This window comes from Brevibacillus sp. NPDC058079, from assembly GCF_042885155.1.
Lineage (GTDB): Bacteria > Bacillota > Bacilli > Brevibacillales > Brevibacillaceae > Brevibacillus.
In genome coordinates this window covers 17,320-39,126 of record NZ_JBHVSO010000006.1, presented here as the reverse complement: position 1 = coordinate 39,126, position 21,807 = coordinate 17,320, and the positions used below count along the sequence as shown (strand labels likewise).

Genomic DNA, 21,807 nt, shown 5'->3' with positions numbered 1-21,807 from the left:
ATACTTACTAAAAGTAACTAAGTTTAAAAAGTATAGAGGAGAGTGTACGAAAATGATGCCGTCTTTTTTCATTGCACATGGTGCCCCGTTACTTGCCATAGAAAACAATGCCTATACAGAAGCACTGAACCAATTGCCTAGCCTGCTCCCGCGCAAGCCGCGTGCTATCGTCATATTTTCCGCTCACTGGGAAGCACATGATCAAATGGTAGGAACCATGGACACCTTCCCGACTATTCACGATTTTGGCGGTTTCCCGCAAGCATTATACGAAATCGAGTACCCGGCAAAAGGAGAGCGTGAAGTAGCGGATGAGACAACCCGACTTCTTCAGGAAGCTGGTATTCCTGTCGCTTTGAACACGACAAGAGGCTTGGATCATGGACACTGGGTTGTTTTGCGCCATATTTATCCGGATGCAGATATTCCCGTTGTTGCCTTATCGGTTAATCCGAATCTGACCGTGACAGAGCAATATCAGATCGGCAAGGCACTCAGTCCACTCCGCGAAAAAGACGTTCTGATCCTCGGCAGTGGCGGAACCGTCCATAATTTTTCCTATATGAACCTGAGAGAGTCCGATAGTGATACTTTTGAGTGGGCTGAGCAATTCGAAGACTGGCTGCAAACAACATTGAGTGACTGGAATGTCGAGGACCTCGCCAACTACCGCGAGCTTGCTCCACATGCCGAAAAAGCTGTTCCCGCATATGGAACTGAGCATTTTGTTCCGCTTGTGTACGTCATGGGAGCTGCCGACGATGAACGTACAGCGAAGCGCCTGCATATGAGCATCCGCTATGGAAGTCTCAGTCACACCCTTTGGCAGTTTGGTGATACGAAATAATGGCAGTGAACATGGAGGATGTTTATCGGGAGTATAAATCATTACTGTTTTCCCTTGCGTACCGGATGACTGGTTCGGTAACGGAAGCGGAGGACATTGTTCAGGATACTTTTCTTGCATTGGCAGGTACCGACATCCAAGACATTCACCATGTAAAAAGCTATCTGTGCAAAGCTGTGACCAATCGCTGTCTGGACTTATTAAAATCAGCCCGTTGGAAGCGAGAGCAGTATGTAGGGGAATGGTTGCCGGAGCCGATGCTGGACGCTTCAGAAACCAATGATCCCCTGCAAACTGTGATTGCCGAAGAAGCAGTCTCGTATGGCTTGCTTGTTCTCTTGGAGAATCTACCGTCGACGCTACGTGCCGTTTTTGTGCTCCGAACGGCACTCGACTACGAATACAGTGAAATTGCCGCGATGCTCGAAATGACCGAAGTAAATTGCCGTAAGAAGTTTAGCATTGCGAGAAAAAAGCTGTCTGAAGCAGGATACCAGGCGATCGTCCCTCAGCCGAATCGGACTTCGAGCTTGGTAGAACAGCTGATGCAGGCCATCTCCAAGTCAGATGCGAAGTCGTTGATCGGACTTTTGACAAAAGATGCTGTGTTTGTCAGCGATGGTGGCGGGAAAGTCCGTGCGGCTATTCATCCCATCTTCTCAGACGAGCGGATTACTGCCTTCTGGATGGGGGTATGGCCGAGGTGGGCTTCTCATGCTACCATGCAGATTCGCTCGATTAATGGCCAAGATGGAATCGCCGTCTACTCCGAAGGTCAGCTGAAAATGATCATCCAGATCAGGATGAATGAAGAAGAAGATCGCATTGCACGCTTGTACATGATGGTCAATCCAGATAAGCTTGCACATTTACAAAAAGAAAATGGATGATTCGTCACAAGAAGGACGCTTCACTCGTCTTTGAGGTTGAAAGTAAATTCGAGTGGAGAGGACAGATGAATGATGCAAGCTAGATTCAATCATCGTGCAGCAAATCCTGAGGCGTATCAAACCATGCTCAAGCTGGAAAGTTTCGTGAATGAGAGCGGCTTGGACAAAAAACTGATTGAGCTGATCAAAATTCGTGCTTCCCAAATCAACGGCTGCGCTTTTTGCATGGATATGCATACGCAAGATGCGCGCAAACTCGGTGAAACTGAGCAACGCATTTATTTACTCAGCCTATGGAGAGAATCCGCGGTTTACACAGAGGCAGAGCGGGCCGTTCTTGCTTTGACAGAAGCGGTCACTGTCATCACGGCTAACGGTGTTTCGGAAGAGCTCTACCAGCAGGTACGCGAGCATTTTGACGAGAACCAGTACGTTGCCCTGATTATGGCGATCAATACGATCAACAGCTGGAACCGAATCGCGATTTCGACAGGAATGAGTGCTCCGTATAATAAGTAAAGATCAGTCAAGCAAAAGACACGCCTCTTAGGAAAAGGAGCGTGTCTTTTTTCGTTGCTATACATCCATCTCGACTTTTCTGCCTGGATAGAACTGCTTCTCTTCGGAAAGTGGATTACCTTTGGCGGTCAGCACGGTAGGCGTAATCCGGAAGATGGCGGTTGTACTGCCCATCGAGGAACGATACTTGATGACATGCTGCAAAGGCAACGGTTCTGAATAGTAGCCGGGGACGTACTTGTCGATCATGGATTGCATCGCATCGCGCATCTCCTCAGGTTCAGAAACACGCTCAATGGTCCCGGCGATAAACACACTCATATAAGCCGTATCGATATGGGCAGGCACAGGTGAGGCGATTGTGCCGTACTCCTCGCAGACACTGAAGCATACACGGTTGTTGCCATTAATCATCTCGATTTTTCTGCCAGAATCCGCGCCGTGAAAATAAATACAGCCATTCCACCAAGCAAAATTTAAAGGAAGGATGTACGGCTCGATTTCATTGGACAAGCCGAGATGGCCGACTTTTGCCACTTGCAAGAACTGGTCAATTTGCTCCTGATCAGTAATGGTACGCTTGGAATAACGAATTGGTATCATGTCGAGTCCCCCAGTCTGTCGTTGTTATTTTGATCGTAATGGGTATTTGACTAGGAGAACAGGTGCAATTTTGGTAAAAATGAACGGGTCAGATGACAAAAAATAACCGCCCTCTACTGGCAGGGGGCGGTAGTCTCGTCGATTACGAGCGTTTGGAATCCAATTTTTTGGTGAGCTGTTCTTCTCCGTGGTGGATCCAGCCAACGAAGGAATCGCGGATGGTCAGATCAAAATCGAGGTAAACCACGGCGACGAACATGTAGTGACTTTTCCCTTGAAAACGGGAGCGGTAGCGCAGATCAATCCATTTGACCTCATAGCCAAAGGAGCGCTCCTTTGTTTCTACATGTACATGATGGGTAAAGGCGAGGAAGGACTGGACTTTGTAACTTTTCTTAGCTGCCGCAATCCGCTCATTTTCCGGTTTGATGGAGAAGGTGTCCAAGATGACGACATCCCCCGAAATGACTTCCCCTACATACCAATGCTGCTCTGTCTTGGCGACGAAGGTCCAATATGTCCAGGAAAGAGTAGGGATGATGGTGAAGGTACCAGCTTTGCCGATTCGCTGACGAACCAGCTCGGTCGTTCGTCTTTGCGCCTGACAACGCCAGTAGTAGTACCCGGCAATGATCACGTATATCCATAAAAAGACGTGTCCAGGATGCGCGCCTGCCGCCCATAGCATAAAGCCGACGAGATGAGCAGCGAAAATGAACGGATCGAAAATGAAAATGGCGTTGAGCGCCACCCATTTGTCGCGAAACGGGTACAGGCCCTTTGTGCCATAGGAATTGAACAAGTCAACGAATACGTGTAAACAGACGGCCAGGAATATCCAGCCGAGCAAATGCAGCCAATGGGGCTGTGGCATCATGGCCTGGATGAGAACGAAAATGGCACCAGTCCAGAGAAACAAAGCGGGAACCGAGTGAGAAACACCTCGGTGGTTGCGAATGTAGGCAGCGGTACCACGAAGACGGACTAAGCCATCCAAATCAGGTGCCTGCGAGCCAATGACCGTACCAATCATGACGGCCACTGCAAGTGACGGAGTAGAAGCTACGACAGGATCAAGATAGGCGAGCCCGGCCAATCCAAAGCCCATGGCAAAATGTGTGGCTGTATCCATGGAATCGTTGTCTTCCTCCCTTCCTTCCACTTTTATTGTTTATTATAGCGTTTGCCTAAGGTTAATTCCCGCCCGTTCTGAAAATATTTGTGTGCTTGTTCGCACGAGGTGGGAAGGGTATGATGAAAGCGTTGAATCGTTAAAGGAGGAACATGTCGCATGTTAACGGTTTTCATTGAATACAAGCTGGATACTGAAAAACGGAGTCACGCTCTGCGATTGCTCACCTCGATGGCTGAGCGAATGAAAGCGATGGGGGCACGTCAGTATCGCTCAATGGAGGGCTTGGATCAGCCCGGTCTTTTTGTCGAAACGTTTGAGGTCGAGACTGTTCACGTATACGAAGAAATCAAGGCAAACCGATTAGCAGATCAAGACTTTTGCGACTGTATTTCCGGCGGAGCTGCGAAACTGCATGTGTGGGCGTTTCGTCCCGCGGAACTGGGATGAAAAGGAGTAGAATAAACGCAAATGGCAAGAAAAAAAGAAAGCTTGAAATATACACTTCCTGAACAATTTCATGTGTTTGGCTTTGCCCAGGATTTGCTGGCCTGGTACGACTCACAAAAGCGGGATTTGCCTTGGCGGATCAATAAAGACCCGTATCGAATCTGGGTATCGGAGATCATGCTTCAGCAAACACGCGTAGAGACCGTTAAACCTTATTATGCGAATTTCATGGAGAAATTTCCGACGGTGAGTGATTTAGCGAAAGCGCCCGAGGATGATGTCTTAAAAGCGTGGGAAGGGCTCGGTTATTATTCCCGCGCGCGCAATCTTCAAGCCGCAGCCCGCGAGGTAACGGTTCGCTATGGAGGAGTTGTGCCGGATACACCAGAAGAGATCGCTACACTAAAAGGTGTTGGGCCCTATACAGCAGGTGCCATTCTTAGCATTGCCTATGAAAAGGCGGAGCCGGCTGTGGATGGAAATGTTATGCGTGTCTTTTCACGTCTGCTGTATTTAACGGACGACATCGCCAAGCCTGCCACGAGAATCAAAATCGAGCATCTCGTACGCCAGGTCATTCCAGCGGGGAGAGCTGGTGATTTTAATCAGGCTTTAATGGAGCTGGGAGCGATGGTTTGTGTACCACGCACTCCGCAATGCTTGACCTGTCCGGTGTTTGACTACTGTATGGCGCGGCAGGAGGGAATGGCAGAAGAGCTGCCGGTCAAAGGCAAGGCCAAACCTCCACGTCCTGTTGATCTGCAAGTAGGCATTATTATTCGCGACGGCAAAGTATTGATGAACAAGCGTCCCGATCAAGGGCTTCTCGCCGGCATGTGGGAATTCCCTACAGTTGAAACCGAACAGGAAAGTGATGCTGCCAAGCAGGAGGCACTTGCAGTTGGTTTGCGTGAACGATTCGGAATCGATGTAGAAGTCATGCAGCCGCTAGGTACGGTTCAGCACGTCTTCTCCCATTTGCAGTGGAACATGCAAGTATGGTCCTGTGACTGGATCGAAGGGGAAGAGCTCCCCGCTCAAGCAAGATACGCAGCTTGGGAGGAATTAGATGCTTACACCATTCCGATGGCGCATCAAAAAATTCGCGAGCTGTTGGGACAAAAATAACAAGTAGGCAAAGCTGTCGAGTATTTCTCGGCGGCTTTTATTTATTTCATCAGACCGATGTGACGCAAGCCGTGAGATATCCCGCCATCATCGACGTGGCGCGTTACATAATTGGCATGCGGCAACAAAGCTTCATGTGCATTGCCCATCGCGATTCCCATCCCAACATAAGAGAGCATTTCTTTGTCATTCAGACCGTCTCCAAAAGCAACTGCCTTGCTTGGCGCAAGCCCGATATGCGAGAGGAGCGCTTCAATACCAAGCGCTTTGGAACCGCCTTTCGCAAATACATCCATACAATACTCATGCCAGCGTATAAACGAGAGAGCGGGAATCTCTTCTCTGTATTGTTGTTCGTGTGCATCTGGCGTAAACAACAGCGCTTGATAAATATTTTCAGAATGGGCAAAGTCCGCATTGTGATCAGGGGAATCAAGCTTCAATTGCTGAAAGGTCCAATCCAAATAAGGATGCTGCTTATGGGTAGAAAAGCCCGCCGTACTGCCTTGAAACACGATGGGATGGTCGTGCTGGGTTGCGATCTGCTGCAACTGTTCGAGTATTTTGGTCGGGATGGGGCGATCATAAATGGTTTTTCCTTGATAGACGACATATGCGCCATTGCAACTGACATACGAGTCGATGCCGCACTGCTGGGCAAGCTCGTCAAAATAATAATGAGCTCTGCCTGTTGCTAAGACGACCTCGATCTTGTTTCTTTGCAGCTCTTGAATGGCTTCGAGTGTATCCGGTGGTATGATTTTCTCTTCATTGACGAGTGTTCCATCAATGTCTAAAAAGACGATTTGATACTCCATGATTTCACTCCCCACGCTTCTCTGTTTGAATCCATTATAAAGCTTCGAGAGAGGGAAAGAGCAGTGGAAAATAAAAAGATCATGCCCCCGCAGACATGATCTTTGTAAAAACGTTTCTTTTTATCGAATCAAAAACTCTGGAAATTGTGTCACGATCTGATGCTTTTGTTCTTCGATGCGTTTCAGCGCTTGCTGTTGCATGTATTTTGCTTCAATTTGCTTCGGTGTCAATTTCCGTTTCTCGATAATGATTGTGAAGAAAATCATTGGAATGTACATGAGTGTATCCCTCCCATCCCGTTAGTTTGGTGCAGTCAGCTACCATCTATCGCTTTGACTCCTGTAAACCTCATCATCTGACGCCGTTGTTTGTTTTTCATAACAAAATCCCTCCTGTAGTCAAGTAATCGTGTTTCGTCCATTAAATGCGGCTCACAAATTGTGCAGCTTCAAAAGCATGTTCTTCGGCGCGTTCTTCGAGATAGCGACAGCGAGCAGATTCTGCGAAAAGTGTCTCCGCTTGTTCCTTATTGCGTTCAATCTTGACTGTGAAAAGCAAAAAGTTCAGTACCATTACCAATCACCCCCTTTCAAGGTGGAAAATGTTAATTGATGAGAAAGAAAAAGACCACGGGCGAAAGCCTGCGGTCTTCTGGCATCAACAAACGGACATGCCGTTTTGAAGGGCATAGAAAGACCACAAGCAACAACGCCTGTGGTCGGTAATAGACGAAATGGAAATGTTGAATAGTACGAATACTACTGGAATTCGTCGACCCAGGAGGCGCTGCTATATTCAGTTGGAACAACCACAAGACGATCAATAAGAGCTAGATTTAGGTTCATTGCTATCATCATCATGGTGCTGCCTCCTTTCTTTCCGTAGTAGTAGTGTGTGGAACGTACTCTTAGAATATGGCATTTTTTTCTTGTTGTAAAGCGATTTTTTACCTATTTCTAGAAGAAAGTATATTCTGAATATAATAAAAAATAATAAATAATAAACGAATGTGCAGTTTAGTGGGCAAATGAAGGTTTACCATTAGGCATATAGCGGGTAACAATATAGGACAATCATGATACGCAGAAACGCAGAAAGGTGATGCTAGCGAATGAAAACACCCAGACTTACTGTAAAATCTAAGCTAATCGCTACATTTTCCACAATATTAGTGATCCCCATGCTTTTGCTGGGGTTGCTCTCTTATCAGAGTGCCAAGGCAGAGTTGTCAGATGAATTGCTTACGACTGCCTCTGAAAATGTTCGGTTGATAGATGAGCTTTTGAATCACACACTGCTGGAGCAATCAAGGAATGTGGAATGGATTGCTTCTGATATTGTACGCCATGACATCTTAGAAGAGACCAAAATGGAAACGAAAAAGCAATTGCAGCGTTTTCTCGCGATGAACCCAGAAGTGAGTGAAGCGTATATCGGGGATGAGAATGGTGGCATGTTGACTGCGACTGATTCCAAGCTTCCCGACGGATTCGACCCAAGAAAGAGGGATTGGTACATAGCCGCCATGAAGCAATCAGGAAAGAGCGTCATTGTGGACCCATACATTGATGCGATAACCGGAAAAGTCGTGTTGGGAGTGGCGATGTCCTTGCCAGATAAATCCGGAGTTCTGGGAATTGATATTCAACTGACAGCGCTGGACGCGACGGTCAAGCAAGCGAAAATCGGTACCCAAGGATATATGGCGATTTTGGATAAAAACCGAAAAATGCTGGTCAATCCAAATGGGGAGTCTGGCGTTGAGGTTGCAGAGTCTTGGACGGATACAGTATATGCAGAAGAGTCAGGTCGTTTACAATTTCAGCACGAAGGAAAGCCCGTCCAAGCCGTGTTTACTACGAATGAAAATACGGGTTGGAAGCTTATAGGCGTGATGTATGACAGTGAAGCAGCAGAAGCAGCAAATCCGATTTTTTACACCATGCTCGTGATTATAATAGCTGCGCTGGTGGTAGCTGGCGGAGTCATTTACTTGATTTTGCGCTCCTTAATCCGTCCTTTGCGCATGTTGACAGAAGCAGCGGAAAAAATGAGCCAAGGCGATGTGACACAGCAAGTAGATATACGAAGTGACGATGAGTTGGGTACGTTGGGCAAAGCCTTCAATCATATGGCGGAATCTCTTCGTTCCTTGCTCCATTCTGTGAATGATTCTGTTCAGCAGCTGGCTTCTTCGGCAGAGCAACTCGCTGCAAGTGCGGATCAGACAAGCAAAGCGACAGAACAGATCGCCGAGACCATGCAAGAAATGGCGGAGGGAACCGAGCAGCAAGTCTCCCATACGCAGGAGGGGAACGCAGCAGTCGAACAAATGTCGGCAAGAATCGGTCAGATCGTAGAGCATACACAAAATGTATTCACCGCAGCCCAGGAATCGTCGGACTTGGCAGTGACCGGAAACAAAGCCATTCAATCGGCAGTGCTGCAAATGAATGCATCCAGCGAGTCGATTCACGGTCTGGCAAAAGTCGTGGATAATCTGGGGACGCGTTCCCAAGAAATCGGAAATATCGTGGATGTGATCACCGCCATCGCAAATCAAACCAACCTGCTCGCACTAAATGCGGCAATTGAAGCGGCTCGAGCAGGGGAGTATGGACGAGGCTTTGCTGTGGTGGCTGATGAGGTACGCAAGCTGGCCGAGCAATCCGCAAGCTCGGCACAACAAATTAGTCAGCTGATCACCGCGATCCAAGCGGAGACAAACCATGCCGTGATTGTGATGGATCAGAGCAAGCGTGAAGTAACAGAGGGTATTGAAAAAGTGAACGAAGCCGGCCAGTCCTTCGAACAAATTCAATCAGCCGTCAATGAAGTGGCAGAGAAAATCGGTCAGGTATCGGAAGCGACGCGTGATTTCTCTACAAGGGCACAGCAAGTGGTTGAGATCATTGGTCATATTTCCGAAGTGACACTGCAAGCATCTGATGGAACACAAAGTGTATCCGCAGCTGCCCAGGAGCAGCTAGCCTCTATGGAAGAGATCGCTTCCTCAGCCGTTTCTCTCGAACACCTCGCGGAGGAATTGCAAAACCAGATCGGCAAATTCCGTATCTAAAAATAAGCCCGGCGCCGTGTTTACATACACGAGCAGCCGGGTTTTTTACTTAATCGTAAATAGGTGACGAGGAATGATCCCATCCCCCGCTATCTCCATTCACTGGCCCACGGGATTCAAGCTCATGGATGACTTTGACGTGAAGAGAGGCTCCTTCTGCACTGAGGTAAGCTGCTAATTGTGAAAAACTGTGATGGTAATAAAGTAGCTCATTCATTTCCCAATCAGTCAGTGGTACCATGGTTAATTCGGACAATTCCCGACCTATGTACACCCTGCCATTCCTCCTTATGTGGTAGTGGTTTGCCTGATACTGCGAGCTTAGTATGGCTATAGTCGAGAGGATCAAGTCATGCCGGGATTTTTTCCGCAGGTAGAAAAAGCGCAGGTGGAGTTGTATAATGAATAAGTGATTTTTACTTATTAGTACCTGCTATTAATAGTTGGTCAGGTTGGGAGGTAATCTTTTTTATGAATACAACGAAAAAAGTAGCACTGGTTACTGGCGGTACGCGAGGAATCGGAAAAGCGATTGCGCTTCAATTGGCGGAACAGGGCTATGACCTGGTGCTGAACTATTTGCGTAACCGCACTGCAGCAAGAGAAGCGGCAGCAGAGCTGGAAGCAAAGGGCGCTCGTGTCCATCTGATCAAAGCCAATGTAGGGGATGTAGCAAAAATCAAAGAGTTGTTCGCAGAAATTGACCAGGAATTCGGTCGCTTGGATGTATTTGTGAACAATGCGGCATCGGGTGTACTGCGTCCACTGATGGAGCTGGAAGAGAGCCATTGGGACTGGACCATGGAAATTAACAGCAAGGCGCTGTTGTTCTGTGCGCAAGAAGCGGCAAAACTAATGATCAAGGGCGGCAACGGCGGAAAAATCGTGAGCTTGTCCAGCCTTGGGTCCATTCGCGTTCTCGACAACTATACAGCGGTTGGCGTATCGAAGGCAGCTGTAGAAGCGATTACTCGTTATTTGGCAGTCGAGCTCGCACCGCATAATATTGTAGTAAACGCTGTTTCTGGCGGAGCGGTGGATACGGATGCACTCAAGCATTTCCCGAATCGTGAAGAATTGCTCGGCAGCTCAGCAGAGCGTACGCCAGCAGGACGCATTGTGGAGCCGGAAGATTTGGCTAATGCTGTGATATTCTTGCTCTCCGACAAAGCGTGGATGGTTCGTGGACAAACATTGATTGTAGACGGCGGTATTTCTCTTTTGACATAATTATTTATGGCAGATGGAGTATGGAGTTGGAGACTTTGTGGTGTTGCGACACAAGACAAAGTTGTCCATGTGTTGTACAATAGAGGAAGAAGGTTACGAAGGAGGCAACACATGCTGATTCGTCCGTTTCGACTCGGTGACTATTCGGCTATCACACGTATTTGGCAGGAGACGGGGTTGGACCAATCGGACAAAGAGTCATTGAACGATTTGGCCCAGCATTTGGCTTGGGACAGCGATCTGGTAATGGTTGCAGAAATTGAAGGCAGAGTTGTAGGGGTCGTGGTTGGCACGATCGACGGAGCACGTGCCTATTTCTACCGATTGGCTGTACTTCCAGAGATGCAAGGCTCAGGTATTGGCCGCGAACTCGTTGAAGCAATTGAAAAGCGTTTCAAGCAACGAGGTGTCAATAACGTCTTGATCATGGTCAATCAATCAAATCCGGAAGTCCTTCCGTTTTACCTTTCACTTGGCTATGAAGTACAAAAATATGTTACACTTTCCAAAAAGCTCTCTTCTTAAAGGAGGCTTGTCCCCATTCAAATAGAGAAGAGAAGAAAGGGGAGAGTCATGTCACCAACTCCGGGCTCCAATATCCGCATAGAAAGTTATAAACATGACCATTCGTTGCACCGCATATGGGACAAATCTACGTTGATTCATACCAGTGATGCGGTGGTGATTGGGGGAAATGATCGGGTCAAGGTGACAGAAGCAGACGGGCGGGAATGGCGTACGCGTGAACCTGCCATTTGTACATTTGGTAGAGGCCAGTGGTTCAATACCATTGCCATGATTCGTGATGACGGTATTTATTATTATTGCAACATTGGTTCGCCCTTCAGCATGAAGGGACAATTGCTAAGCTACATAGACTATGATCTCGACGTAAAAGTGTTTCCTGATATGACGTACTCGATTCTCGACGAAGAGGAGTTTCTTTTGCATAGCAAACAGATGAACTATCCTCCATTTGTTGTGGAAAGAGTGCAGACAGCATTGCGAGAGGTGCTGGATTGGGTAAGCGCACGACGTGGCCCTTTTCAAAACGGATTCGTCCAACGTTGGTACGAGCGTTATCTTTTAGTGCGAGATGATGAGGAATAATCCCTTTCCCGAATGACCGGGGGAGGGATTTCCTTGTTTGCAAAGGAGGTATGATGGTTGAGCATACGCCGCTATTTGGCTTATGTCCTGCCCTATTGGAAACAAATATTGGGCACTATATTCATTGGTATTATAAAGTTTGCGATCCCACTTGCTCTGCCGCTTCTGATCAAATACGTCATTGATGACCTGCTGCCAAGTCCGCTACCTCAAGAGGAAAAGCTGAAGCAGTTATTTTGGCTGATGCTCGGGGCTCTTTTGTTATTTACCGTCGTTCGCGCCCCTGTTGAGTACATCCGGCAATACTATGCACAGTGGGTATCCAGTCGTATCTTGTTTGACATCCGCAATCAATTGTTTTCTCATTTACAACGACTGTCGATGCGCTACTACAACAATACAAAAACGGGTGAGGTCATCTCTCGCGTCATTAACGACGTAGAATCAACCAAAAGCTTCGTAGAAACGGGATTGATGAATCTCTGGTTGGACCTGATTACGATCATCCTGACACTGGCGATTATGCTCTACATGGATGTGGAACTGACACTTGTGGCGATTGTCGTTTTCCCTTTGTACAGTATTTCAGTCAAATTTTTCTACAAGCGCTTGCGTCAATTAACCAAGGATCGTTCTGCGGCACTGGCGCGTTTGCAAGGATATTTGTACGAACGCGTCAATGGGATGGCGCTCATCCGCAGCTTTGCCTTGGAGAAGCAGGAAAGCAAGGAATTCGCAAAGGAAAACAATCAGTTTTTGGATAAGGCACTGGCGCAAACACGCTGGAATGCGCGAACTTTTGCTGTAATTAATACGGTGACGGATATCGCACCGCTCCTGGTCATTGCTTATGCTGGCTATCAAGTTATTGGCGGGAGCATGAGCGTAGGGACTTTGGTTGCGTTTTATGTTTATTTGGATCGCTTGTACACGCCGCTACGACGCTTGGTCAATTCCAGTACGGTGCTGACACAGGCAATTGCCTCGATGGACCGTATGTTCGAGTTTATCGATGAATCATACGATATCGTTGACAAGCCAAACGCAGGGGAGTTGCCTGTCGACCCTGCAACCAAACGCATTCGCGGCGAAATTCGCTTTGAGAACGTGTCCTTCCGCTATCGGGAGGAAGGCCCTCTTGTCTTGAACAACGTGAATTTGAGCATCTCTTCTGGTGAAACAGTTGCGATTGTCGGGATGTCAGGCGGCGGAAAATCTTCGTTGATTAGCTTGCTGCCGCGTTTTTGGGACGTGACAGAAGGGAAAATTACGATTGATGGCATCGATATCCGCGATGTGAAGCAGCAAAATTTGCGTCACCATATCGGGATGGTGCAGCAAGATAATATTTTGTTTAGTGAATCAGCAAAAGTGAATATTTTAATGGGCAATCCTGATGCAGATGACAGTGCTGTGCAAGAAGCTGCGAAGGCGGCAAATGCCCATGACTTTATTAGCGAATTACCGAATGGCTACCATACTGAGCTGGGAGAGCGCGGCGTAAAACTCTCTGGCGGGCAAAAGCAGCGAATCGCGATTGCACGTGTTTTCCTGCGTGACCCAGGTATTCTGATTCTGGATGAGGCGACGTCTGCACTCGACTTGGAATCAGAGCACACGATTCAGGAGTCTTTGTCCAGATTGGCAAAAGGAAGAACTACACTCATCGTGGCCCATCGACTTTCGACGATTACCCATGCGGACAAAATCATTGTCATGAAAGAGGGACAAATCGTTGAGGAAGGCACGCATGAGCAATTGCTGGAGAGAAAGGGCGTATACTATGGCCTGTGGAGTGTGCAAGATTTAGGAAGTACATCCGACCCGCAACTGGGATAAGCAGATGGGATTGGAGGAAATCCGATGGAGATATGGCGCCGTAATTTATATGTACTCTGCGGATCGTTGTTTTTCGTCATGGTGGCGATGAGCATGATCATGCCTTTTTTACCGCTTTTCATTCAGCAGGATTTCGGAATTGAAGACCCTCATCAAGTCACGGCTTGGGCGGGGATTATTTTTGGAGCTAACTTTTTGACGGCGGGCCTCGTCTCGCCTATTTGGGGCAATTTGGCCGATAAGCACGGGCGCAAGATCATGATTTTGCGCTCGGGATTTTTCATGTCCATTACGATGGCACTGACCGGTTTTGCGGGAAGTCTGTGGCAGCTTTTGGTCCTTCGTCTGCTCAATGGACTCGTAGGGGGAATCATCCCTGCAAGTACCGCACTAGTAGCATCCTCTGTACCAAAAGAACGAATTGGCTGGGCAACGGGGTTGCTTCAGTCTTTTATTACGGCCGGAACCATTATGGGACCGCTATTTGGCGGCGTTCTCGCGGAGAAGATCGGCTTTCGGATGATTTTTGTGATTACCGGTTGCGTATTATTACTGGCGACCTTGGTCATTACGTTTATGGTGAAAGAGAATTTTGTTCCACCTGAAAAAAAGGAACGGTCGAGTCTGCGGGAAGATTTTCAGATGATCTTTTCTTCCAAAGAACTCCCGGCGCTCTTTTTTGTAACCGTAATGATCCAGTTTGCGTTGTTTAGCATTATCCCTGTGTTGCCGATCTACATTTCGCAATTAGTTGGATCAGAAGGGGCAAAGGTAGCACTATGGGCCGGTATTGTCCAGGCATGCATGGGGGTAGCAAACGTCTTTGCCTCCCCACAGCTGGGTCGTTTAGGAGATCGGTTTGGTTCGCAAAAGGTGCTCTTGTTTTCGCTTTTGGCTGCCGCAATCATCTTCATTCCACAAGGTCTCGTACATACGGTATGGCAATTGGTCGCGCTCCGGTTTTTGTTAGGATTATCGTTGGGAGGATTGCTTCCATCCGTCAATGCTTTGCTGAGACGAGCAACACCTGTACATATGGTCAGTCGCGTTTACGGCTATAACAACAGCTTCGTCAGTATCGGCAGCATGCTTGGACCAATGATTGGTGGCTTTTTGGCAGGCTATGTGAGTATTAGCGGAGTCTTTTACATGACGAGTGCTTTCTTGTTTATTAACGCAGGCTGGGTGTACTACAGCTTTTTCCGAAACAAATCTGTACAGCATTCTGATTCTGGAATAGAATAAAAGGTAATTTTCGCGAAAAGAGGTGCACCTCCATTGTGATGGCGAGTCGGTGTGAATAACTTCATATTCCATCAGGACGTATAGGCTGGTCCTGAACCGACAGGAGGGTGTGTTTCATGTGGCATCGACGCTTTATTTGCCTCTGGGCGGGTCAGACATTGGCCAACCTTGGGGATGTATTTTATATTGTCGCATTTATTTCGATTATCTACGCTGCAACTGGCTCTGTCATGTACACGGCGTTTATACCGGTTGTCATCGTAGCTTCGCAGTCTGTGAGCAGCTTGTTGGCTCCGTTGGTGTTTCAGCGATTGTCGTTGACAGGAATGCTCGTGCTGTCGCAAGGCTTGAAGACGATACTTTTGGCTACAGCCTCATTAGCCGTCAGCAGCGGTTTAGGAGAGCAGGGAGAGAGGATCTGGCTATTGTTCGGACTGGGGTCAGCCATTGCCTTTATGGATGGCTGGGCAAACCCTGCGCGCAATGCCATGGTGCCGCAGTTGGTCGGACGAGAAGACCTCATGCGAGCGAATGGTTTGCTTGCCACCTCGGATCAAACCGTTCATTTTGCCGGTTGGGCCGCAGGGGGATTACTCGTTTCTTGGTTGGGAGCGGGTAATGTTTTGTGGGGAACGGTTGGTGCCTATGTTGTGGCAACGATCGCGATGACAGGCATTGCACCGGCAAGCGAAAAGCTGTGTGAAGATCAGGCAGCTAGGGAGACAACAAACTGGCTCACTGGATGGAAAACCATTCGCGATGTACCTGTACTGCGACTGCTGGTCGCGATGGATGTCGTGATCGGCTTGTCCGGGGGTGTGTGGATCGCTGCGATTATGCTGCCATTTGTCCTCAATGTACTTGGACAAGGAGAAGAATGGTGGGGCTACATCAATGCCGGTTACATGCTTGGAGCTATTGCAGGTGGGACGCTGCTATTGATGTATGCCGAGCGGATGCGTCGCCATTTATTTCGCTGGATCATTTGCGGTACGGTTGGCGTCGGATTCTTTACCTTTTGTTTTGGCAGCAGTACGAACGCGCTGGTAGCACTGTTGTTTTCCTTTGCGCTCGGCCCGTTTTTAGAGATGATGCATGTAAGCAAGCAGACACTTTTGCAGCAAGAGACGGAAGAATCAGCACTGCCCTATGTCATGTCAGCAAAGGGGACGATTGATTTACTCGTTTTTGGCGCTTCTGCCCTGGTGATGGGAGCTATCGCTGAATGGCAGGGAGTCCGGGCTGTTTATTATGTATCTGCTGGATTGTTACTCATCGCTTTCCTTTTTGCGTTGCGTTTGCAAAAAAAGCAGACCGAGCATTCCAGTGGGGTCTCCGTAAATTAAAACACGAACAGGCTGTCTTATCCGTAGACTTTTCTACTGGTGAGGCAGCCTTTTTTGATGATAGACAAACGAAGCTGGGCGATATGGACGGTTGACGTATTCTGTGACAGAACTGGATAAAATGATCCGACAGTCTGAAGCGTTGGTGAAGCATTTTAAGGTTTGAGTAAGCCTTGTTTTCTCACTACAATGGAGAGGAGCATAAAAAAGAAGCAAGGATGGGTGAGCACATGAACATTCTCGTATTGCATGGAAGCTCAAGAGAGGCAGGGAATACGGAGCAATTGACAAATCTAGCGTTGGAAGGCGCACCGCACACCAGTATCCGTCTGCGGGAGAAAAACATTCGCCCGATTCACGACCAAAGACATGACGAGGGAGGCTTCGAGGCAGTCGCGGATGATTACGATGAAGTGACGGAAGCGGTGCTCGCCCATGATTTTCTGATTTTCTCTACGCCGATCTATTGGTACGGTATGTCGGGGCACATGAAAAATTATGTAGATCGCTGGTCGCAGAGCTTGCGTGACAAGCGTTATTCCTTCAAAGAATCTCTCGGGCAAAAGCAGGCGTATGTCATTACGACTGGTGGAGACCAGCCCAGATTGAAGGGACTGCCATTGATTCAGCAGTTTCAGTATGTTTTTTCTTTTGTCGGAATGCCATTTGCGGGTTATATGATCGGAGAAGGCAACAAACCCGGTGATGTATTGTCAGATCAACGGGCAGTAGAGGAAGCAAAGATTTTTAATGCGTGGCTGAAGGCCAAACAATAGCGTATCGAACGACAAAAGACCGAGAGCAATTCCGGTCTTTTGTCTTGTTATCTATCACCGATTATGAGGTGAAGCTGTCTAGTTCGGTTATGGTACCGGAATGGAACAGACTTTTTCGAACACCCTGTGCATCGTAGGTATAATGGGTATAAACCAGCATTCTATTAAAATCAGCAACTTGGCTGACCGTGTAGACTTCTTCTAACCAATACATAAAATATACGCAAGGAGCTATCTCCACGTAGTTGAATGCATAGTAACCATTGAATCCTTTATGCGGTCCAGCAATCCCTTCATCATGCCGATGAGTAGCGTCAAAGAAATGAATGATAAATACATTGCCATCATCATAATCATAGCGAAAGGTCTTACCAGCGTATACAGGGAGTCGATGACTGTATTGTACATATTGAAAATTTGGATGACGCATATCATACTCCTCCTTTTGTATGCAATATATGTAAAACATAGGTGTATGCTCTGCGTGGAATGCAAAAAAACAGCGGCCAGACTAAGACGTTATTTTCAGGTCTTAGGTAGCCGCTGTTTCATTTATGTAGGGTCAGTCTAAACACGAAACCTATTTTTCACCGAGGTGACGCAGAATCGCCATCAAATCGAGCTCTCCCAGTCCTGATTCCAGTGCATGACGATAGGTGGCATTAACAGATTCCGCTAAAGGTGTAGAAACGCCTGCTTCATGCGCTAGTCGAAGGTCTTTGGCCATATGCTTCAGGGCAAAGGCAGCCGGATAGTCGTCAGAGAGGATCGAGGCTGCTTTTGCGCGGATTAAAGGGGTTCCCACGGCGCTCTCGGAAATGATGTCCAGCATCTGTTCTGTGCCAATGCCGAGAGAGCGAGCGAACAGCAATGTCTCAGAGACACCTTGTACCGTAATGCCAAGTAACAGATTGATCGCCAGCTTGGCAGATGTGCCAGCACCGTTTGGTCCTAGATAAAATGCTGCTTTGCCTAGCTTGTCCAGCATCGGCTTGGCTACGTCATAATCCGCTTGCTCGCCGCCTACCATGATGACGAGCTTCCCTTCTTTTGCAGGTCCTACACTGCCAGAGACAGGTGCATCGAGAAAGCGCAGCCCAGCCTGTTTGGCCTGCTCGGCAAGAAAACGGGAAGTATCCGGTGAAATGGTGCTCATGTCCACCGCCAGCTTTCCTTGCACGGGAAGACTCAAGAGACCATCTGAGCCCGTATAGATTGCTTTTACGGCATCATCGTCACTTACCATGGTAAACAGTACATCGCTTTGTGCTACCACCTCAGACAAAGTCGCAGTCTCTTTCGCACCCAATGCCACCAATGGTGCAGCTTTTCCTGGTGTACGATTCCAAACACGTACGTCATAGCCAGCAGCCAGCAGATTGCTAGCCATTGGAATGCCCATGTTTCCCAAACCAATCCAACCGATGATCATCGTCTTGTTCTCCTATCCGCGATTTATGCTTTTATTTGTTGTTGGACAAGTATCTTTAAAGCAGCGTGCTTGGATTCTGTCATGGCAAACAACTCGTCAAATCCAGAAGGAAGCGTCTTGTCAAGAACACGCAAGCCTTCCTCGGTAATGCCACCTTTGGTAGCAACACGTTCAATCAGTTGGTCAAAGCTAAGCTGTTCGTTTTTGAGCAAAAGAGCGGTTCCCAGCATCGTTTCCACCAGCATGCTTCTCGCAGTATCGAGGTCAAGCTCTGGTGTTTTGCGAACGGCTGCCTGCGCGAACGAGTCAAGAATCCCTGCGATCAGTCCTGGTGCGCTGCTGGTGAGGATCGTCGCTGTTTCGATCTCGACCTCGGACACTTCCTGTGATTGACTAATGGAAGACAGGAGAGTGAGTAGCTCATTACGATCCTCTGCACTTGTTCGACTGCTGCATGTAAATAACGATACACCATGCAGCTCTTGCGAAGTGACTGTAGGAATTACCTTGCTTACGGCACCAGCATGAACGGTTTCCAAATCATCGAGGCTAACACCTGCTGCCACAGAAACGATATGTACACTTTCAGGGATAGATAACGCACGCAGTACAGGCAGGATATCCAGTGGCTTTGTGCAGAGAAAGACCAGATTTGCCTGGTTGCACACCTCTTGCGCACTTTCAGCTATGAGAATGCCATGCGATGCTTGCAGATTTTCAGCCTTTTCTCTTGTTCGATTGAAGACGGTGATATGCTCGGGCTGGATCACACCGCTTTTACAGAGTGATTTCACCAACATTTGACCCATACTACCTAGTCCAATGATTCCAATTCGCATGTGCAAAACCCCCCGTCTTATTGTAACGTAGCCTTATGAAAAAAGGTACAGCCTCCCATGTGAGAGAGCTGTACCTTTGTAGTTCCGTTTAAAGGATTAGTCGTCAGAGCTACGGAAAATCATGATGTATTTCGCCAACTCCAGAACAGAGATCAGAGCGGCAGCTACGTACGTGAGAGCGGCTGCGCCCAGGACTTTGCTTGCGCCACGCTCTTCTTCATTGCGGATGAAGCCCATTTTAAGCATCAGTTCTTTCGCACGGCTACTTGCGTTAAACTCGACAGGCAGAGTGACGAGTTGGAAGGCAACTGCTCCGGAGAAGAAGATAATTCCGATGAGCAAGAGTCCAGCCATTTTAAAGAAGAAGCCAGCCAACAGCAGCAACGGCGCCACACCGGACACCAGGTTGACTACTGGGAAAATGCGATGACGTGCTACCAGCATTGGGTACGAGACCTTGTGCTGAATCGCATGGCCAACCTCGTGACAAGCAACGGACAGAGAGGCAATCGAGTTGCCGAAGTATACAGGATCAGACAGGCGTACGACACGGTCAGTCGGGTCATAGTGGTCAGTCAATGTACCTGGGATATGTTGAACAGGAACGTTCGTCAAGCCGTTCGCATCGAGCATGCGGCGGGCGGCCTCAGCACCGGTAATACCGGAGGAGGTAGGAACTTCGGCGAATTTGTTAAAAGTTCCTTTCACACGGAACTGTGCCCAGAGCGACAGTCCGAATGCAATCAGAATCAGGAAATCCATAGGATGGAAAAACATTCCACACTCACTCCTCGTTGTAATCTATGAAAACGAAATGTTGCTAAGCCATACATGTAACCTTACTACTTCATTCTGTCCCATATTCATGTATACGAATAAGTCCTATGACAGTTTCACTATTTTATTGTACAATCTCTGACCATTATTGACAATGTTGCTGTATGCGAAAAAAACAGACACATTCCTCGTCATCATGATTGGGAATGTGTCTGTTTTGATGTTTACCTATCGTGATTTTGGGTTTTGTGATGCTCGGTTTTTCGCGGGTTTTGAAAGCCGGTCACTTCGAGCATTTTACTGCTCATTTTGGAATCCAACGTCTTTTCAGGAGCCTGCGGATATGATTTTTCACCTTTGGACACCGAAATATCCTCCTCGAAAACATAATCGCGAACAGGCTTATTATTTCCTTGGACGGATGCGAAAGGACGTGGGAATGGTTTACAGCTGAGAAAAGGCGCGGTCTACAGCTGCGATGGTGTATTGAATGTCTTCTTCTGTATGAGCTGTCGTCACGAACCAAGCTTCATATTTAGATGGTGCCAGGCATACACCTTCATTCAGCATCAGCTGGAAGAAGCGGGCAAAAATTTCTCCATTCGCTTTCTGAGCTGCATCATAATCATGAACAGGCTCGTCCGTAAAGTAAACTGCCAATGCCCCTTTTACACGATTGAGCTGGATGGTTACGCCGTGTTTGTTTGCCGCTTCGATGATTCCGTTCGCAAGCATGGCACCCAATCGTTCGAATTCATCGTACACGCCCGGCTGCTTCAATACTTCCAGGCAAGCAATTCCCGCACGGATGGAAGCAGGATTACCAGCCATTGTTCCTGCTTGATACGCAGGTCCGAGTGGGGCGACTTGCTCCATGATTTCCCGACGTCCGCCATAAGCGCCTATTGGCAGACCGCCACCGATAATTTTGCCCAATGCAGTCAGATCAGGCTCGACTCCGAGGAGGTTTTGTGCTCCACCATAGCTGAAGCGGAAGGCCGTAATCACTTCATCGTAGACAACAAGCGCGCCTGCTTCGTGAGTGATGCGGTTAACCTCTTCCAGGAAGCCAGGCTCAGGTGCCACGATACCGAAGTTGCCGACAATCGGCTCAACGAGGACGCAAGCCGTTTCGCTTCCCCATTTGCTCATAGCTTCTGCGTATGCTTCGATATTATTAAAAGGTACGGTAATGACTTCGCTGGCAATGCTTTGTGGAATACCTGCACTGTCCGGAATCCCCAAGGTAGATGGTCCGGAGCCGGCAGCAACGAGCACTAAATCAGAGTGGCCGTGGTAGCAGCCTGCGAATTTGATGATTTTGACACGACCGGTATAGGCACGTGCTACACGAATGCAGGTCATGACTGCTTCTGTACCGGAGTTATTGAAACGAATGCGCTCCATCGAAGGGATTGCTTCGCGGATCATGTTTGCGAAGGTAATTTCCCATGGAGTAGGAGTACCGTACAGGGTTCCGTTGGCAGCTGCTTCGCAAATCGCTTTGGTCACATGTGGATGTGCATGGCCAGTAATGATGGGGCCATATGCTGCTAAATAGTCAATATATCGATTGCCGTCCACGTCCCAGAAATACGCGCCCTGGGCACGTTCCATCGTTACGGGTGCTCCCCCGCCTACAGCCTTGAAAGAGCGGGAAGGGCTGTTCACCCCGCCTAGAATGACGTCGAGTGCTTCCTCGTGCAGTTGCGCGGATCGTTCACGTTTCATGCATATTCCCTCTTT

25 protein-coding genes are annotated in these 21,807 nt (G+C 48.1%); 13 read left to right on the top strand and 12 right to left on the bottom strand.

Annotation, left to right across the window (positions count from 1 at the left end; genetic code table 11):
- Positions 1 to 52: 52 nt before the first annotated feature.
- The 3 genes from ACFVS2_RS18325 (at position 53) to ACFVS2_RS18315 (ending at position 2,256) form a co-directional block, all read left to right on the top strand.
- The gene (locus tag ACFVS2_RS18325) at positions 53 to 847 is read left to right on the top strand and encodes a dioxygenase family protein (protein WP_390236308.1); all 795 of its coding nucleotides are present in this window, start codon (positions 53 to 55) and stop codon (positions 845 to 847) included.
- Positions 847 to 1,737: an RNA polymerase sigma factor SigJ gene (sigJ, locus tag ACFVS2_RS18320; RefSeq protein WP_390236306.1), complete on the top strand. Its 891-nt coding sequence runs from the start codon at positions 847 to 849 to the stop codon at positions 1,735 to 1,737. The genes ACFVS2_RS18325 and sigJ overlap by 1 nt, the downstream gene beginning before the upstream one ends.
- 72 nt (positions 1,738 to 1,809) lie before the next feature.
- Positions 1,810 to 2,256, top strand: a complete 447-nt coding sequence (locus ACFVS2_RS18315; RefSeq protein WP_173618427.1) for a carboxymuconolactone decarboxylase family protein — start codon at positions 1,810 to 1,812, stop codon at positions 2,254 to 2,256.
- 57 nt (positions 2,257 to 2,313) lie between these two features.
- On the opposite strand, the gene ACFVS2_RS18310 is transcribed toward ACFVS2_RS18315, so the two are convergent.
- A complete protein-coding gene (locus ACFVS2_RS18310; RefSeq protein ID WP_088906053.1) occupies positions 2,314 to 2,859 on the bottom strand; it encodes a pyridoxamine 5'-phosphate oxidase family protein in 546 nt (181 codons plus the stop codon).
- 142 nt (positions 2,860 to 3,001) lie between these two features.
- Complete coding sequence (locus ACFVS2_RS18305; protein ID WP_390236304.1) at positions 3,002 to 3,991, bottom strand: metal-dependent hydrolase; 990 nt, start codon at positions 3,989 to 3,991, stop codon at positions 3,002 to 3,004.
- Between the two features lie 159 nt (positions 3,992 to 4,150).
- Between ACFVS2_RS18305 and ACFVS2_RS18300 the strand changes: the two genes are divergently transcribed.
- Positions 4,151 to 4,441 carry a hypothetical protein gene (locus tag ACFVS2_RS18300; RefSeq protein ID WP_390236302.1) on the top strand — a complete coding sequence of 97 codons (291 nt, stop codon included), beginning with the start codon at positions 4,151 to 4,153 and terminating at the stop codon, positions 4,439 to 4,441.
- 21 nt (positions 4,442 to 4,462) lie between these two features.
- Positions 4,463 to 5,569, top strand: a complete 1,107-nt coding sequence (gene mutY, locus ACFVS2_RS18295) for an A/G-specific adenine glycosylase (protein WP_390236300.1) — start codon at positions 4,463 to 4,465, stop codon at positions 5,567 to 5,569.
- Between the two features lie 41 nt (positions 5,570 to 5,610).
- Here the strand turns inward: mutY and ACFVS2_RS18290 are convergent, their stop codons facing one another.
- From ACFVS2_RS18290 to ACFVS2_RS18280, 3 genes are all read right to left on the bottom strand, one after another.
- Positions 5,611 to 6,387, bottom strand: a complete 777-nt coding sequence (locus ACFVS2_RS18290) for a Cof-type HAD-IIB family hydrolase (RefSeq protein ID WP_390236298.1) — start codon at positions 6,385 to 6,387, stop codon at positions 5,611 to 5,613.
- A gap of 120 nt (positions 6,388 to 6,507) precedes the next feature.
- Positions 6,508 to 6,666 carry a hypothetical protein gene (locus ACFVS2_RS18285; protein ID WP_007729792.1) on the bottom strand — a complete coding sequence of 53 codons (159 nt, stop codon included), beginning with the start codon at positions 6,664 to 6,666 and terminating at the stop codon, positions 6,508 to 6,510.
- 142 nt (positions 6,667 to 6,808) lie between these two features.
- On the bottom strand, positions 6,809 to 6,961 hold the full coding sequence (locus tag ACFVS2_RS18280; RefSeq protein ID WP_007729794.1) for a hypothetical protein: 153 nt from the start codon (positions 6,959 to 6,961) through the stop codon (positions 6,809 to 6,811).
- 538 nt (positions 6,962 to 7,499) lie between these two features.
- Between ACFVS2_RS18280 and ACFVS2_RS18275 the strand changes: the two genes are divergently transcribed.
- Positions 7,500 to 9,467, top strand: coding sequence for a methyl-accepting chemotaxis protein (locus ACFVS2_RS18275; RefSeq protein ID WP_390236295.1), 1,968 nt, complete (start codon positions 7,500 to 7,502; stop codon positions 9,465 to 9,467).
- Between the two features lie 49 nt (positions 9,468 to 9,516).
- On the opposite strand, the gene ACFVS2_RS18270 is transcribed toward ACFVS2_RS18275, so the two are convergent.
- On the bottom strand, positions 9,517 to 9,741 hold the full coding sequence (locus ACFVS2_RS18270; protein WP_390236293.1) for a hypothetical protein: 225 nt from the start codon (positions 9,739 to 9,741) through the stop codon (positions 9,517 to 9,519).
- A 197-nt stretch (positions 9,742 to 9,938) separates the two neighbouring features.
- On the opposite strand from ACFVS2_RS18270, the gene fabL reads away from it, so the two are divergent.
- The 7 genes from fabL to ACFVS2_RS18235 all read left to right on the top strand — a co-directional run bounded on the left by fabL (position 9,939) and on the right by ACFVS2_RS18235 (position 17,013).
- Entirely contained in the window at positions 9,939 to 10,697 is a 759-nt protein-coding gene (gene fabL, locus ACFVS2_RS18265; protein WP_017250147.1) for an enoyl-[acyl-carrier-protein] reductase FabL, read from the top strand.
- Between the two features lie 111 nt (positions 10,698 to 10,808).
- Positions 10,809 to 11,222 carry a GNAT family N-acetyltransferase gene (locus ACFVS2_RS18260; RefSeq protein WP_016742780.1) on the top strand — a complete coding sequence of 138 codons (414 nt, stop codon included), beginning with the start codon at positions 10,809 to 10,811 and terminating at the stop codon, positions 11,220 to 11,222.
- Between the two features lie 48 nt (positions 11,223 to 11,270).
- Positions 11,271 to 11,807 (top strand): DUF402 domain-containing protein, encoded by a 537-nt coding sequence (locus tag ACFVS2_RS18255; RefSeq protein WP_007729805.1) that lies wholly within the window; start codon positions 11,271 to 11,273, stop codon positions 11,805 to 11,807.
- A gap of 57 nt (positions 11,808 to 11,864) precedes the next feature.
- Positions 11,865 to 13,646 carry an ABC transporter ATP-binding protein gene (locus tag ACFVS2_RS18250; RefSeq protein WP_390236289.1) on the top strand — a complete coding sequence of 594 codons (1,782 nt, stop codon included), beginning with the start codon at positions 11,865 to 11,867 and terminating at the stop codon, positions 13,644 to 13,646.
- Positions 13,647 to 13,670: 24 nt separating this feature from the next.
- Positions 13,671 to 14,891 carry an MFS transporter gene (locus ACFVS2_RS18245; RefSeq protein WP_390236287.1) on the top strand — a complete coding sequence of 407 codons (1,221 nt, stop codon included), beginning with the start codon at positions 13,671 to 13,673 and terminating at the stop codon, positions 14,889 to 14,891.
- A 116-nt stretch (positions 14,892 to 15,007) separates the two neighbouring features.
- Positions 15,008 to 16,237, top strand: a complete 1,230-nt coding sequence (locus ACFVS2_RS18240) for an MFS transporter (protein ID WP_390236284.1) — start codon at positions 15,008 to 15,010, stop codon at positions 16,235 to 16,237.
- A gap of 230 nt (positions 16,238 to 16,467) precedes the next feature.
- Positions 16,468 to 17,013, top strand: coding sequence for a flavodoxin family protein (locus tag ACFVS2_RS18235; protein ID WP_390236282.1), 546 nt, complete (start codon positions 16,468 to 16,470; stop codon positions 17,011 to 17,013).
- A 61-nt stretch (positions 17,014 to 17,074) separates the two neighbouring features.
- Here the strand turns inward: ACFVS2_RS18235 and ACFVS2_RS18230 are convergent, their stop codons facing one another.
- The 6 genes from ACFVS2_RS18230 to ACFVS2_RS18205 all read right to left on the bottom strand — a co-directional run bounded on the left by ACFVS2_RS18230 (position 17,075) and on the right by ACFVS2_RS18205 (position 21,792).
- On the bottom strand, positions 17,075 to 17,443 hold the full coding sequence (locus ACFVS2_RS18230; RefSeq protein WP_390236279.1) for a MoaF-related domain-containing protein: 369 nt from the start codon (positions 17,441 to 17,443) through the stop codon (positions 17,075 to 17,077).
- 150 nt (positions 17,444 to 17,593) lie between these two features.
- Complete coding sequence (locus ACFVS2_RS18225; RefSeq protein WP_390236276.1) at positions 17,594 to 18,445, bottom strand: NAD(P)-dependent oxidoreductase; 852 nt, start codon at positions 18,443 to 18,445, stop codon at positions 17,594 to 17,596.
- A gap of 23 nt (positions 18,446 to 18,468) precedes the next feature.
- The gene (locus tag ACFVS2_RS18220; RefSeq protein ID WP_390236273.1) at positions 18,469 to 19,284 is read right to left on the bottom strand and encodes a pyrroline-5-carboxylate reductase family protein; all 816 of its coding nucleotides are present in this window, start codon (positions 19,282 to 19,284) and stop codon (positions 18,469 to 18,471) included.
- 96 nt (positions 19,285 to 19,380) lie between these two features.
- A complete protein-coding gene (locus tag ACFVS2_RS18215) occupies positions 19,381 to 20,061 on the bottom strand; it encodes a zinc metallopeptidase (RefSeq protein WP_173618019.1) in 681 nt (226 codons plus the stop codon).
- Between the two features lie 224 nt (positions 20,062 to 20,285).
- Complete coding sequence (locus ACFVS2_RS18210) at positions 20,286 to 20,426, bottom strand: hypothetical protein (RefSeq protein ID WP_007729817.1); 141 nt, start codon at positions 20,424 to 20,426, stop codon at positions 20,286 to 20,288.
- 79 nt (positions 20,427 to 20,505) lie between these two features.
- A complete protein-coding gene (locus ACFVS2_RS18205; RefSeq protein ID WP_390236271.1) occupies positions 20,506 to 21,792 on the bottom strand; it encodes a glutamate-1-semialdehyde 2,1-aminomutase in 1,287 nt (428 codons plus the stop codon).
- Positions 21,793 to 21,807: the final 15 nt, after the last annotated feature.